The sequence below is a fragment of the Gemmatimonas sp. genome (assembly GCF_044376735.1).
Classification (GTDB): Bacteria; Gemmatimonadota; Gemmatimonadetes; order Gemmatimonadales; family Gemmatimonadaceae; genus Gemmatimonas.
In genome coordinates this window covers 1-14,529 of the sequence record NZ_JBILKJ010000068.1, presented here as the reverse complement: position 1 = coordinate 14,529, position 14,529 = coordinate 1, and the positions used below count along the sequence as shown (strand labels likewise).

Here is a 14,529-nt window from a genome sequence, read left to right as displayed (position 1 = left end):
CGGCATCCGATGGCAGTTTTCCATGCGCGGACGATTTACCACAACCGGCTTTGTGGCCGAAACCCAAACCGAGACCAACGCCATTATCCGGTGGGGTCGAACGCAACAGTGCATGACGCTGGCCGATCTGGTCGCCGAGCGCATCACTCGATGACGGCACGAGTCGCACAGCGGCGCGGAGCCTCGCCGGAAGAGCCGCTGCGATGAGCCTCGTGTCCCAGGAACTGGTCCAACGAGCGCTCTGTCGTGTGGTTGCCGAGCACCCTCCCGAGTGGGAGGAGGCCGCGCTGGTGCGCTTTCGAAACCGGTTGCTCGACGAAACGGGCAGTGCGGCGCGTCCATTGGCCGAGCTTCTGCTGGAAGCGATCCGTCGCGGATTACCTCAGCGGCTACCGGCATCATCGGTGGAGCGCGCCGAGTGGGATACGCTGGCGTCATCGTTTGCGATGCAGTGGTCGGCAGAACGCTTTGTGGCCACCGATATGGCGCGCTGGGCGATCGATGCGTGGGGCACGGCGTTCCGGCTTATCGATGAAGTGGCTCACGTCGCGACGCCCACGCCGACAGTGCCGCCGGTTGGGTCATCACCACGTCGCCAGGCCGCGGTCCCCCCGGTGCCGCTAACGCCGGCCCCCGCACCACCGCGCGCCTTCACCGGCACTCGGCCAGCCGTCGCGCGCGTCCCCGTCGCCGTCCCCGTCGCGCGTGCGACGGCCAGTATGTCGCGGACCACCGTGAGCGGCCGTACCACGGCCGGCGCCCGCGGTCCTGGCGCGTTCGTTACGCCTCGTCGCTCCCGAACGCCGGCCCCACCGCTCTCGCCGGCGTGGCGTCGTGCGACGCGCCTCGCGATGGCGGCTGGGCTCGTGCTGTATCTGGCGGGAATGTCCCGCATCGTGTGGTCCATTCAATCGCGGCGGCGACCGACGACGGCGACGGCGGCGAGTGCGAGTGCGAGTACGAGTGCGAGTGCAAACACGGCGTCGGTTGCGGGTGCGCCGCTACCGGTCGCGCCGACGCGCGTCGGCAGCAGCAGAGTTGGGGTCCCATCGCTGACGCTCAACGCGCTCCCACGCACGGTTGTCGACTCAGGCCAGCTCGTTCTGGTGGAACCCGTGCGCCGGGCGACGGGCAGTGCCCGTCCGCTCGCGCCGTCGGCTCGCGCGATTGCGAGCCGTCCCGACCTCCGCTTCGACGAGGTGTACCTGATGGACGGCTCACGCATGCAAGGACGCGTCGACATCGTGCGTGCGGGTGCCATCGTGTTTCTCGATATGCGAACCGGGCTTCGCCACGAGCTACGCAAGGAAGCGATCGACCACATCGTGACGGAGTTCGGCAACACGGTGCAGTTCCGGCCGAGCGCGACCGGCACGTCGGTCTCGGCCTCGGCATCCGTGTCAGCCGCGCGGGCACCACGTTCTGGGGCGACCCAATCACTGCGCGCCCGCGGGGTCAGCGGGCGATATCTCATTCGCTACGGCGACGCCGTCGCGACGGGCTCGGCCACCTGCAAGGAGATCTGGTCGAAGACGCCGCAGACCTCGGACTGGGCGACGGTACGCCATGTACCGGGCGCCGACACGTTGACGATCGCCTTCGAGGCGGGCGACCGCTTCGCCACGGTCATTGACCAGGAGGGCGCGTTCGCCTCAGCACCACGCATCATGCCCGATCAAGCGCGTACCAGCACGGCCCTCACCACGCGGCTCAGTGGACGGTTCGGGGCTGATGGAACGATGGCGTTGACCGTCAACATTCTGCTCTTCCGCCGACTGCGCGCCGCCGCGGCAGATGTGTCGTGCGCCATCGAAGTGAAAGGCACGGGGCTATTGAGTACCCCGTAATGCGTAGCGCCCCACCCTACACCTCTGGCGTGCCGACGGCGCTCGATCCTGCTGACGTGGCCGGCGGCAGGGGGCCGGGATATACCATCACGGGGTACTCACGTCGCCAGTAACGCCCGTCGGTGAGCGTGACCGCGGCCGTTACGGTCCATGCGCGCATCCATTGGTCGTCGTAACGCGAAGGTGGTACCCCCAGCGGCAGCACCACGTCGATCGCGACGTCGCAGCCCTGTTGCACGGCGAGCGTGGCCGACGGCAGGATCGCGTCCACTTCCCACACGGTGGCGCTTGGCTGGCTGCGGGACTCGCGATAGGCGAAGTGCAACGAGACCGACTGCAGCTGTCCGGCGCGACGCGGCACGAGGCGAACGACGTACGGGGTACTCTGTCCGGGAACGAGATCAACGGTGGGCACCTCGAGCCGGATCGCTCCGATCGTGCGCCACGCGTGCCATCGGTCGCGAAACGGCCGCAACTCCATCGCGGTGTGAATGAGGAGCAAGCTGCCGACGCCGAGCGCCGTGGGATCGGCGGTCCATATCAGCGATGGGCCGGCCGCCAGTAGCATCAGCACGGCGCAGACCCCCGTGATGATGGCCAATCGGACCTCGGTGCGTTTCCGCAGCGGTCCCCATTGCTCCATGGCCAGACGGCGGTACGTTGGCGCCTTTATCCCGAGCGGATCGATGTGCACCTCAGCGGAGCTTGATTTTGCCGCGCGCGCGCGCGAAGATGGTCCCCATGCGATCCTCTTTCTCTGACCGACTGCGTGTGCTAGCAACGCGCGCCTGGCCCGCCACACACCGCCGACCGCGCCATTGGGCAGGGGTATTGGTATTCGGGCTCGCCGGCTGTGGTGGCACGCTTGCCGGCAAGATCGATGAGGCAATGAGCGGGTGTATTGGTTACCGCAATCCGGACTTCGTGGGCGGCCGCGGGGCGACGTCGCTGGACCGACCGCTTCCCGAGTCGCTGTCGAAGTTGGCTGGTCGCATCGCCTACATCCGCGCGTTTCGGGGGTTCGAGTTGCTGGTGAAGGCCGCTCCCGACCAGGTGACCCTCGTGTGCGCGTTAGAACTCGCGTCGCACCTCAATCATCCCGAGGTTGCGCACTTGTTGACGCAGTACTCGTCGCACCCGGATGCCGCGGTCGCCGCGAGCGCGAAGCGACTCCTGTCGACGCAGGCGCCGCTGCGCTAGCACACTACGGCGTGACGGCGGCCGAACTCGGCATGGGACGCAGGAGCCGATCGAATGACTCGACCTGCGTCGACCCGAAGCTTGTGACCGTGACCGAACGATTGGTCGTTGGATCGATCAAGACCAGCCGTCCGTCCGCATAACGCACCAACCGGAACGGCACCGCCTGTCCGATCCCGGCACTGGTACGTCCTCGCGTGAGCGCGCGTAGTGCGCCGCGAAGAAATCCGTTCGTACCCGGCTCGAGCGAAGCGGCCAGCCCCTTCGTCGTCGCATCGACGACGCGGATACCGCCGTTACTCTCATCGGTAAAGAGGAGCTGACGTTCGGCGATGATCGCCGACTGCCGTTCGGCGAACGCGCCGAATCCGAAGATGCGCGCGGCGATGCAGAGCATGAAGACCGCCGCGATCAGCGCCGCAGCCATCACCAGCGCCGGCTTCGGAACCTCCAGTGGCCGGGCATCCGGACTCGCGCCGGGCTCCGCCTCAAAGTGCACAGGACTGGTCATACGAATACCTCGCTCATGCCACGACCGGTTGTGCGGTCGTCATGGATTCGGCGGGGGCATCGCCCCGCTCTCCCGTCCGCTCGATGCGAACGTTGGGCTCCGCGGCGGCAGCGATGGCGTTCACGAGCAACGCACTCACGCCTTTAGGATCCACGAGCGCGCGGAGCACCGGTTCCGGATGCGTCAATTGAAACACCTGGCAGTGCGGCCACAACGCAATGTACGCGAGCCGATTCGCCTTCCCGAGTGTGAGCACGAGCTGACCGGTCCCATCACTGAAGGTGCCGATTCGAGCACCGTCGATGATCGAGAACGGGATGTTGATGGACATCGGGAACACCACACCGAGACGCATCACGACGCGCCGGTTCGTGATGGCATACCAGGAGGTTCGCGCCGACGCTCTGGCCAGGACCTCCGCAATCGCCAATACGATGAGCGTCAACGCTAGCCGAAGACCGAGTCCCACGGCGAACGCCCGGCTCAGCACCGGCTCGACCGTCACAATGCCCCACCATACCAGCATGGCCGCGAAATAGAGCGCCACCAGCCGGCGATGGAAGACGTGCGTCGCGAGCGCGCGCGCGTCGGGAGCCGCCTCCCACAGCACATGTTCGCCGGCGGGAAGCGGATGGGGGACTCCCTTGATGTATTCGGCGTTCCCCACCTCGGGACGGCTCATATGATCGGCTCGCTCCGGTCGGCCGTGGCGTACAGATGGCCACCGGCGAAATACGCCATGACCTTGTCCTCTTCGAGCAACGTGATCTGATCGTCACGGCGGATCGCGGGCACATCGGCGAACTGCGCCGCGGTGATCGACTTCACGAGGAGACGGTCATTGCCCCAGAGCCCGAAATTCGGCCACTGCACGAAGCCGGCGGGCAGCATGATGCGCCGTTCCGTTCCGGACAGTTGGACCTCGTAGTAGCGGACCTGCGGCTCGGCGCGATCCACCCACAGTTCGATCACGGTGCCCGCCACCACCTTGTCCACCGCTTCAACCGGCAAACCGCGCGGATCCGGATCGCCCTTCGCTACGGAGAACGTGGGGTCGAGGCGCATCGGCACGATCTTGGGAGCGCCATGGAACGTGCGATCGGGCTCATCGGCACGATCCGCCCACGCGGCCGCGCCAACGCCATCGATCATCGGGTTTCCAGTTGGGATCAGCGGCGACCCATTGAAGCCGTCGACCGGCACCGCTTTGATGTCCGACATCAGTGCGTCTCCTCGCCGCTGTGCGGCCGATGAATGAAGGTCTTCGGGCCGGCCGACTTGGGCCACCCGTCACGCGGTCCCTGCGGTGATTCAAGGGGATAGCCTTCCCGCTTGTCCTCGCGGCGAATGTAGATGATGAGCCCTGCGAAAAAAATCCAGAACGCGTACAGGGCAATCTGGGCTCCGTCGATGTACTGCATCGCTATGGCTCCGAGCGTTGAAGAATGGTCAAGCGGGAATGTCCGCCAGCCCGAACGAACGGCTGGCATAATCGCGCTCGGCTTGACCGGCGACGCGACGGGAGACGAGAGGTCCGAGTGCCACCAGGGTGGCGAACAGCATCAGGATCTCGAGGTGATACACGGCAGAGTACGGGACCGATGGCACGTTCAAGCCGGGGCTGAGCGCCCCCCGTTGCACCAGATGCGAGAGCCAGTCTTTCATCACGCCGCTGAGCGCAAAGGACAGCCCTTCCGCGGTCGCAAAGACCGCACCCCACGCGCCAAGCGCAATACCATGCTGCGAGGGATCACGCAGTTGCATGGCGTAGGACAACGTACCGACGCCGAAGAAACCTTCGCCGAGGCCGATCAGTCCCACGCCGAGGCGGAACATCCCGGCCGACTCCAGTGGACTGGCGAACACGATGCCGGCGAATCCGAGAATACCGATCAGGGCCCCGAGCGCGGCGAGGCGAATCGGATCCTGCTGGCGGCGGAGCATCGACGCCGAGAGCCCGAAGGCGATGACAGCACCCGCGGCCATGACGGCGGTGAGCAGGGTGGTCTGCGACACGGACAGGCCGAGCACTTCCCCGCCGTACGGCTCGAGCAGGACATCCTGGAGATTGAAGGCGAAGAAGCCGAGCCCCGACGCGACGAGCAGACGGACGGCCTGTCCACCGCTCGAGAAGGTACGCCACGCCTCACGGAACATGGGGCGACGCTCACCCTTCGCATACTCGACCACACCGCGCACCCGCGCTTCCTGCTTCCACAGGGAGATCATGTTCACCACAATGGTGAAGACGGCGGTCCCTTGAATGACCTGAATGAGGCGCAATGGCGTGAAGTCGCGCAGCACCGATTCCAGGAAGAGGGCGCTGATCAGCGTCCCCATGAGCATCATCAGATACATCAGTGCGATCACGCGCGGCCGCTTGTCTTCGGACACCACATCCGTGGCCAACGCGAGTCCCGCGGTCTGCGTGGTATGCGCGCCGGCTCCCACGAGGAGAAAGGCGAGCGCCGTGCCGACGTGCCCGATCCACGAGGGCCCGACGCGTGGGCCATCGGAGAGCACGAGTAAGGCGAACGGCATGATCGACAACCCGGCGAACTGCAGCATCGTCCCGCCCCAGAGGAACGGCACGCGCTTCCAACCCAACAGACTCTTGTGCGTATCGGACTTGAAGCCGATCAAGGCACGGAACGGGGCCGCCAACAGCGGGATGGCCAACATGATCGCGACCAGTGACGCCGGCACGCGCAGCTCGAGAATCATGACGCGATTCAACGTGCCGACGAAGAGGGTCTGCACCATGCCCACGGAGAGCTGAAACAGGGACAGGCGCAACAGACGACTCAACGGCATCTCGGCAGTCGCGACATCCGCGAACGGCATGAACCGTGTACCAAGCGTCAACCAGACGCGAACAGAAACCCCGGGCTTCGGTGCCATCGGCCCTACCAAACCGGCTGCATACGGACGTCGGCCGGCAGCGCCTGCCGATGCGGCGGGCGCAGGAACAGCTGTACGAACGTCAAGCCGTTAGCCACCTTGAGCAGCGTCACCCTCACCTTCGTGAACACGCCGCCGGATTTCTCGAGCGTACGCATGGCATCGGTGTTCCGCCACATCCGATCCATCAGCGCCCAGAACGCCTCACTCTCGGTATCGATGGTCTCCGGGAACACCTGCCGACTGATCAGGTTCGTGAGCTTGATGACACGACGATCGTAGTCATCGACGTCGATGCCCATGAATTCGAAGAACGGCTTCCGGGCATGATCGCGCACGTACATCGTGCAGAACACCGCCAACAGGAAAAACCGAATCCACAGCTTGTTGCGCCCCTCCAGCAGTTCGGGATTGGAGCGCATCAGCACCGCGAACGCCTCGCCGTGGCGGAACTCGTCGAGACACCAGTTCTCGAACCACTTGAAGATCGGGTGGAACCGCTTCTCGGGTTGCTTCTCGAAGTTGCGGAAGATCGTCACATAGCGCGCGTATCCGATCTTCTCCGACAGGTACGTGGCGTAGTAGATGAACTTCGGCTGAAAGAACGTGTACTTCTTGGCCTTCGTCAGGAAGCTGAGATCCACCGCCACGTCGAAGTCGTTGAGCGTGTGGTTGATGAACCCCGCGTGCCGCCCTTCGTCACGGCTCATGAAGCCGAACAGTTCGCGCACTTCGGGGTTCTTGATCCGCTTCTTGATTTCCGCATACAGAATGCACCCGCTGAACTCCGCAGTGACCGACGACACCAGGAACTCGATGAACTGCTCGCGCAGGTTCGGATCCATCGAGGCGAAGTCGGCATCGAACTCTTCGTTGCGCTTGAAGTGGTTCTTATTCGGATCGCGCCGGAACTCGGCGAGGATGTCGTCCCACATCTGCTGGTGTTCGGACGTGATCTGCAGCGCGTCGATCTTGGCAAAATCCGTGGTATAGAACCGCGGATTCAGCATCGCGTCCTGCTGCGCGTTCTTGGTGCTGTCGTTCACGTTGTCGTACGCGCGAACGGGCAACTCAGTAGCGGTCGGGTACATAGGTAGTGTGTCTCTCCTCAGCCTTCGAAGCCGACGTCATACAATTCATACAGTTCCGTGCCGCCGGTCAGCTTCACGAACTGTCGACGCAACCAACTGGCGCGCTGCACCGTGGCCCGTGAGGCGTAGGTACGCTGCGTCCCAAAAGGAATGTGCGTCGGGGCGTTGTGCACCAGGACCTCGTCGCCCGGGTCGACCTCGACGCCGTCGAGGTCGACGTGCGCATGGAAGTGGTCGTGCGTCGACTCGAGGTCGATCGTGCACGCGACCTCGACCCGACGGCGCATCACGAACCACGCACCGGCAGCGGCGACGCCAACTCCTGCGATCATCCAACCCATACCATCCATCACGTCGATCCTGGAAAACGGTAGGCGTCAGCGCCGAGAGGGGGTGCTGGTCCCCAGCGAGCTGTGATGCAAGGCGATGGCCATGGAGCGGTAGAAACCGCGTTCCACCAGCCGTGTTCCAACCATACCCCAAGTATCGAGGACTGGCGAGCCTAAGAGCGCCGTTCGAAACGCCCGCTCGGAGACGGGAACGATCGCCGGCGCCCGGTCAGACTTCGGGAACAGGCGCCCGATGGCGCGCATGGCCACGAGCATGGGCGTCCCAGGCACCACCGTGATGAGCATCTTCTCGCGAACCCGCGGGGCCAGCGTACCAAGCGCGGCCACCAGGTCCGGCAAGTCATAGTGGATCAGGGAGTCCATCCCGACCATATGGTCGAACTCGCCAAGGGCGGGGTCGAGCATGTCCCCCGATCGGAAGTCGATCTCCACCCCTTCGGCATCAGCGCGTTCCCGCGCGTGATCCACCAGCGTGGGCGACAGGTCGATCGCGACCACCTCGGCACCGCGCTTCGCGAGATCGATCGCCAGCGTCCCGGTTCCACAGCCTGCGTCCAGAATCCGCACGCCGTGCAGATCCGGCGCCATCCACCGGAGGAGGGTCGCCCGCATCTGATCGCGGCCAGCCCGAACCGTCTCGCGGATGCGCGACACCGGCGCATCCGAGGTCAGCGTTTTCCACGCGGTCGCCGCCGTGCGGTCAAAGTATTCCCCGATCCAGGCCCGCCGCTCGAGGTACGACACCGATGTGGCGTGCGAACCCCCAGGCGACGTTCCATCGAACGACGGACCCGGAATCGTGGGAATATCTGTAGAGAGTTGAGTCGGCATCAGTCGAACCCCAAGAGGTCGAAGATTTCGCGATCCTTGAGCGGATTCGCCGGCAACGGGACGACCTCGTCGAGCATCCGCGAGGCGAGCAGCATGTACTGCTCCTGCGCGGCGATCACCTCGGGCGAGTCGTCCATCTCGAAAATCGTGCACTTCTTCAGGCGGCTGCGGCGAATTGCGTCGATGTCCTGGAAGTGCGCCATGGTCTTGAGCCCAACAGCCTTGTTGAAGCGATCGATCTCGTTGGTGTCCTTCGAGCGGTTCGCCACCACACCACCGAGCCGCACCTTGTAGTTCTTCGACTTCGCCTGAATGGCGGCGATGATCCGATTCATGGCAAAAATCGAATCGAAGTCATTCGCCGTGACGATGAGGCAGTAATGCGCATGCTGCAACGGGGCGGCAAAGCCACCGCACACCACGTCGCCCAGCACGTCGAAGATCACCACATCGGTGTCTTCCAGCAGGTGGTGCTCTTTGAGCAGCTTGACCGTTTGGCCGGTCACGTAGCCACCGCAGCCGGTGCCGGCCGGCGGACCGCCCGCCTCGATGCACTGCACCCCGTTGTACCCCTCGAACATGAAGTCTTCGGGGCGCAGTTCTTCGGAATGGAAGTCGACCGATTCGAGCACGTCGATCACCGTCGGCACCATCTTCTTGGTGAGCGTGAACGTCGAGTCGTGTTTCGGGTCGCAGCCGATCTGCAGCACGCGCTTGCCCAGCCGCGAAAAGGCGGCCGACAGATTGGACGACGTCGTGCTCTTGCCGATCCCGCCTTTGCCGTACACGGCAATGACGAGCGCGCCATCGATCTTGGTGTTTTCGTCCAGATGCACCTGAAGGCTTCCCTCGCCGTCACCCACGGCGTCGAGAATCGGCAGTCGTGTTGCAGTCATCGTGTTTCTCCGGTCGTATGGCAGATCATGCGTACACCCCCTCCAGACGGTCTTCGAGGTCCGCTGCTGCGTTGCGCAGCGCCTCGAGCGTCGCTTCATCGGGGGACCAGAACCCGCGGTCGTTCGCTTCCAACAAACGTTGCGCCAGCCCCGAGGCGGCGTCCGGATTGGCCTGCGCGAGACGCTCGCGCATCGCATCGTCGAGCACAAACGTCTTCGTGGTCTCCGCGTACACCCACTCCGGCACGGCACTCTTCCCACCCGTGGCGGACCATCCAAACGTCGTAATGACGTGCCCCGCGATGTTTCGGGCACCTTCGTAGCCGTACTCGAGCTGACTCTCGTACCACCGCGGATTGAGCAGCTTCGTGCGCGACTCGAGTTCCACCTGCTCGGTCAGCGTGCGCACCTTACCCTGTGCGTTGTTGTAGTCGCCCACATACACCGCTGGCGCGTCACCACCACGCTGCTGCGCGATCACGCGCGTCATGCCACCCAGCGACTCCACATACTGATCGATATCGGTGGCGCCAAGGTCGACGGAATCGAGCCCTTGAAATGACAGGGTGGCCTGCCCCAGCGCCCGCTTCATCAACGCCGGCTGGCACGACGGACGGCCGTCCGTTCCGTACGCGAAGCCCTTCCGCTGCACGAACAGATCGGCCAGCTCGTCTTCCTTCTCCCACTTGCCGGTGTCGATCAGCAGGTTGACGTTCGAGCCGTACGCCCCGTCGGCGTTGGAGAACACGCGCAACGCGGCGGTGGCAAGATCACACCCCGTCTCCTCCATGGTTTGCAGCGCGTGCTTGCGAATGAAGTTCTGCGAGGGGTCTTCATCAGCCTGCGCACAGATCAGCGCGGCCTCGGCCAGGAGCTTCACCTGCAACGGCAACAGGTCGCGGAAGATGCCCGACAGCGTGACCACCACATCGACCCGTGGACGCCCCAGCGAGGAGAGCGGCAGGAGACGCGCCCCAGTGAGACGGCCAACCGCGTCGAAGCGCGGCACGACTCCCATGAGCGACAGGACCTGTGCCAGCGGCGTGCCCTCGCTCTTCATGTTGTCGGTGCCCCAGAGCACGACGGCCACCGACTCCGGCAACGCCCCGTTGTCGGCCACGTAGCGGGCCAACAGCTGGTCCGCGCGCACGCGACCTTCGAGCATGGCCACCGCACTCGGCACCCGATACGGATCGAATCCGTAGATGTTGCGCCCGGTCGGCAGGACCTGCGGATTGCGCAGCAAGTCGCCACCGGGCGCCGGCGACACATAGCGGGCATCGAGCGCACGCAGAATGCCGGCGACTTCGCGATCCTCGCTGAGCGAGGCGTCGAACCCACTCAGCGCCTCGAGGTGCTGCTGCAGCGCCCGTTCGTCGGCGACGCGCAGCCCCTGCTCCTTGGCGGCGCCAATCGCCGCGCGCATCGCCGTGCGTACGTCCTTGCCATCGACGAGCGACCGCACCGTGGCGCGCACCACCTGCTCCACCGATTGCAGGGTGTCGTCGGAGGCCGCGCGCGCGCTCACCCCGGCCACGATCGTATCCCCGATCGGCGGCAGCTCCAACTCCGGGCGACCGGAGCGCGCCATTTCGACCAGCACGCCAACGCGGGCGTCGGGCGACATGGGCTCGCCGACCACGTGCAGCCCCATCGGGATCAGCTCGTACTCCAGCTCCAGCAACCGGTCCCGGAGGGTGGTCACGCGGGCATCCGTCTCGCTCGCCGTCCACGCCGGCGTCGCGTCAGCCAACTCCACCGCCGCCGCCTGCTGCTGGATCAATTCGCGCAACGACGACGCCTCGCCGGCCTTCGTCTGATCGAGCGCCCGCCACCGGTCCAGCGTGCTCTTGAGATCGAGCAGGCCGCGGTACAGGCCCGCGTTCGCAACCGGCGGCGTGAGGTACGACACCAGCGTCGCATTGCCACGGCGCTTGGCCAGCGTGCCTTCCGACGAGTTGTTCGACGCGTACAAGTACACGTTTGGCGCGTCACCGATCAGTCGATCGGGCCAGCAGCGATCGTCAAGCCCCGACTGCTTGCCGGGCATGAACTCGAGCGCTCCGTGCGTACCAAAGTGCAGAATCGCATCGGCGGCGTAGTCCTCACGCAACCACCGATAAAACGCGCTGAAGGCATGCGTCGGCGAGAATCCGCCTTCGAACAGCAGCCGCATGGGATCTCCTTCCCATCCAAACGACGGCTGCACGCCGATGAACACATTCCCGAGCTGCAGCCCCATCACCTGAATCGACTGTCCGTCGGACAGCTGTCGTCCGGGTGCAGGGCCCCATGTTTTCTCGATCTCGGCCAGGTACGGCTCGCGGCGCACATGATCGTCGGTGCGGATCGTGGTGTGCACGTTGGCCGGCGCGCCGTAGCGCTCCCGATTGCCCCCCGTGATGCGCTCGCGCAGATCGTCGGCGCTCGACGGCAAGTCGACGGTGTATCCCTGCTCCTTGAGCGATGCGAGCACGCGCTGCATGGAGGGGAACACCGCGAGGTATGCCGCGCTGCCCGTGTTGCCGGCATTGGGCGGGAAGTTGAACAGAATGAGCGCGATCTTGCGGTGCGCGCGATCCTTGCGCCGCAGCGCCACCAGCTTCGACACGCGCTCGGCCACGCGATCGATACGCTCGGGAATCGGCTCGGACGCGGCCGCCTTGCCCGGCTGCGGCTCCCCTTTGCCACCGAACACCGTCGGCACGATCGCGCCATCCAGCTCAGGAATCGCGATCTGCAGCGTGGCCTGCAACGGATTCAGGCCGCGCGCGTCATTCCGCCACTCCTGAATGGTCTGGAACTCGAGCGTCTGCAGCGTGATGTACGGGACATCGAGCCCACGCAGGACGTCCTGTGCGGCGTCAGCGTTGTTGTACGCCGGACCGCCCACCAGCGAGAAGCCGGTGAGATTGATCATGGCATCGATCGTCGCCTGCCCCTTGCCGTTCGTGAAGTATTTCTCGACGGCCGGCCGCGCATCGAGCGCGGACGCGAAGGCCGGCACCACACGCAATCCCTTGGCCTCGAGGGCCCGCACCACCGCCGCATAGTGCGCCACGTTGTCGGCCAGCAGATACGACCGACCGACGAGCACGCCCACCGTGCCCACCTCCGTGCCACGGTGCCGTGGCAGATCCTCGAGGCGCTCGGTCATCCCGCGATTCGACAGCGCCGGATGCCACAGCCCGACTTCCGGATACGCCTGGGGTTGCTGCGGATTGAGCTTGCCACGCAGCGCCTTCCGAGGGCCGTCCGCGTATCGATCGATGGCGTACTTCACCATCTGCTCGATGTTCTCGGCGGTACCCGCCAGCCAATACTGAATCAGCAGCAGGTAGGCGCGCACGTCCTGCGCCGTGCCGGGGATGAATTTCAGAATGGACGGCAGCGTGCGCAGCGCCGACATCTGCCGTTCGCCGCTTGATTTCCCGTCGCCGCGCGAGCCGCGCAGCTTCTTGAGCAGGTTGATCGGCGAGAGCGGTGAGCGTGACTCTCCCCCGCTCATGTCGAACTTGCCGAGCTTCGTGCATTTCACGAGTTCCGGCGTGCAGAGGGCGCAGAGCACCGCGTCGGCCGCATCGCGACGCGCCAGCACGGCCTCGTACACCGCGTTCGCGTACTCTTCTTGAAAGAGCTGCGTGCATACCACGATGTTGGCCCGCGCGATGTCCTGGCGCGCCCGCTCGGCGGCCAGCGGATCGCTGCCGAAGTCGGCCGCCACATGCATCGTGATCGTGAGGCCGGGAATGTCACGGACAAGCGCCGCACCGGCGCGCTCAAAGGCATCAGCCAGGTGCGCGTCGAGCGTCGTAATCGCCACGCGAATGGGAATTGGCTTTGCCCCGGCGCTAGCGGCCATAGAATGCCTTGGCGTCGTACATGACATCGACGGTGATCTCAGAAACACCGTGGTCCATGGCGTACTTCTCGGTATTCCGACGCACCTTGCCCCGCACGAAGAACGGAATCTTCTTGAGCTCGGCTTCGGCCGATGCCAGCCAGGTGGTGACAAGCGGCGCGACGGCGACGACCGCGTCGATTTCGTCTTCCTCTTCGGCGAAGCCGACGGCACTGGCCGCTTCGGGCGCCTCGAGTTCGATGGCGGCGCGCGCGGTGAACGGCGTCCTGTGCTGTCCGCCCATCGTCTCGCTGCGCGCGGGACTCGCGCCGGCGGTCGCGTGCAAGTGCGACGGCGTGGCGCCGTCACTGAACTCGAAGTCGTCCTTGAACATGTGCAGCAGGTGCTCCTCGAGTCCCATCATGAGCGGGTGCACCCACGTATCGAAAATGACGTTGGCGCCTTCGAAGCCCATCTGCGGCGAATGCCGCGCCGGCACGTCCTGCACGTGGATCGGCGCCGAGATCACCGCGCACGGGACGCCGAGGCGCTTGGCGATGTGACGTTCCATCTGCGTCCCCAGCACCAGCTCGGGGGCCAGCTCCGTGACGCGCTGTTCGACGGCGAGATAGTCGTCGCTGATCAGGGCCTCAACGCCGAGCGCCGCCGCGAGTTCACGGATCGGCCGGGCATATTCACGCGAGTACGTGCCGATGCCGACCACGGTGAACCCGAGTTCGTCCTTCGCCATGCGGGCGGCCGCCATCACGTGGGTGGCGTCGCCGAACACGAAGACGCGCTTCCCGGTGAGATACGTGGAGTCGACCGACCGTGAGTACCACGGCAGCAGCGACCGACTGGCATCTACCTGCGCCGTGCCGGCACGTTCGCGCTCGAGCAACGCCGACACATCGACGCCGGCGACCTCACCCACTTCCTCGACGAACTCACGCGTGGCGAGGACGCCGATCGGTACGGTGCGCACCGTGGGCTGACCGAAGGTTTTCTGCAGCCAGCGCGCGGTCGTGTCGGCCACTTCAGGATAGAGCACGACGTTGAAG

14 protein-coding genes are annotated in these 14,529 nt (G+C 65.2%); 2 read left to right on the top strand and 12 right to left on the bottom strand.

The genetic code is table 11. The features are described from left to right. Positions 1-203 precede the first annotated feature (203 nt). On the top strand, positions 204-1,847 hold the full coding sequence (locus ACIRA7_RS10480) for a hypothetical protein (protein ID WP_396220789.1): 1,644 nt from the start codon (positions 204-206) through the stop codon (positions 1,845-1,847). A gap of 16 nt (positions 1,848-1,863) precedes the next feature. Here the strand turns inward: ACIRA7_RS10480 and ACIRA7_RS10475 are convergent, their stop codons facing one another. Next, positions 1,864-2,541, bottom strand: a complete 678-nt coding sequence (locus tag ACIRA7_RS10475; protein WP_396220788.1) for a hypothetical protein — start codon at positions 2,539-2,541, stop codon at positions 1,864-1,866. Between the two features lie 194 nt (positions 2,542-2,735). Between ACIRA7_RS10475 and ACIRA7_RS10470 the strand changes: the two genes are divergently transcribed. Then, positions 2,736-3,047: a hypothetical protein gene (locus ACIRA7_RS10470; protein WP_396220787.1), complete on the top strand. Its 312-nt coding sequence runs from the start codon at positions 2,736-2,738 to the stop codon at positions 3,045-3,047. A gap of 4 nt (positions 3,048-3,051) precedes the next feature. Here the strand turns inward: ACIRA7_RS10470 and puhC are convergent, their stop codons facing one another. From puhC to ACIRA7_RS10415, 11 genes are all read right to left on the bottom strand, one after another. Beyond that, positions 3,052-3,558 carry a photosynthetic complex assembly protein PuhC gene (puhC, locus tag ACIRA7_RS10465; RefSeq protein ID WP_396220786.1) on the bottom strand — a complete coding sequence of 169 codons (507 nt, stop codon included), beginning with the start codon at positions 3,556-3,558 and terminating at the stop codon, positions 3,052-3,054. A gap of 13 nt (positions 3,559-3,571) precedes the next feature. Next, complete coding sequence (gene puhB, locus ACIRA7_RS10460) at positions 3,572-4,240, bottom strand: photosynthetic complex putative assembly protein PuhB (protein ID WP_396220785.1); 669 nt, start codon at positions 4,238-4,240, stop codon at positions 3,572-3,574. After that, positions 4,237-4,779 (bottom strand): photosynthetic reaction center subunit H, encoded by a 543-nt coding sequence (gene puhA / locus ACIRA7_RS10455; protein WP_396220784.1) that lies wholly within the window; start codon positions 4,777-4,779, stop codon positions 4,237-4,239. The genes puhB and puhA overlap by 4 nt, the downstream gene beginning before the upstream one ends. Next, complete coding sequence (locus tag ACIRA7_RS10450) at positions 4,779-4,979, bottom strand: hypothetical protein (protein WP_396199927.1); 201 nt, start codon at positions 4,977-4,979, stop codon at positions 4,779-4,781. Before ACIRA7_RS10450 ends, puhA begins: the two co-directional genes overlap by 1 nt. Before the next feature lie 28 nt (positions 4,980-5,007). Continuing rightward, on the bottom strand, positions 5,008-6,402 hold the full coding sequence (locus ACIRA7_RS10445; protein ID WP_396220783.1) for a BCD family MFS transporter: 1,395 nt from the start codon (positions 6,400-6,402) through the stop codon (positions 5,008-5,010). A 62-nt stretch (positions 6,403-6,464) separates the two neighbouring features. Next, positions 6,465-7,550, bottom strand: a complete 1,086-nt coding sequence (gene acsF, locus ACIRA7_RS10440; protein ID WP_396220782.1) for a magnesium-protoporphyrin IX monomethyl ester (oxidative) cyclase — start codon at positions 7,548-7,550, stop codon at positions 6,465-6,467. A 17-nt stretch (positions 7,551-7,567) separates the two neighbouring features. Next, positions 7,568-7,882, bottom strand: coding sequence for a hypothetical protein (locus ACIRA7_RS10435; protein WP_396220781.1), 315 nt, complete (start codon positions 7,880-7,882; stop codon positions 7,568-7,570). Between the two features lie 45 nt (positions 7,883-7,927). Beyond that, positions 7,928-8,731, bottom strand: a complete 804-nt coding sequence (bchM, locus tag ACIRA7_RS10430; protein WP_396220780.1) for a magnesium protoporphyrin IX methyltransferase — start codon at positions 8,729-8,731, stop codon at positions 7,928-7,930. After that, on the bottom strand, positions 8,731-9,627 hold the full coding sequence (gene bchL, locus ACIRA7_RS10425; RefSeq protein ID WP_396220779.1) for a ferredoxin:protochlorophyllide reductase (ATP-dependent) iron-sulfur ATP-binding protein: 897 nt from the start codon (positions 9,625-9,627) through the stop codon (positions 8,731-8,733). The genes bchM and bchL overlap by 1 nt, the downstream gene beginning before the upstream one ends. 25 nt (positions 9,628-9,652) lie before the next feature. Beyond that, complete coding sequence (bchH, locus tag ACIRA7_RS10420) at positions 9,653-13,489, bottom strand: magnesium chelatase subunit H (RefSeq protein WP_396220778.1); 3,837 nt, start codon at positions 13,487-13,489, stop codon at positions 9,653-9,655. Further along, the coding region (locus tag ACIRA7_RS10415; protein WP_396220777.1) for a nitrogenase component 1 at positions 13,479-14,529 on the bottom strand (1,051 nt) is incomplete at its 5' end. The genes ACIRA7_RS10415 and bchH, both read right to left, overlap by 11 nt.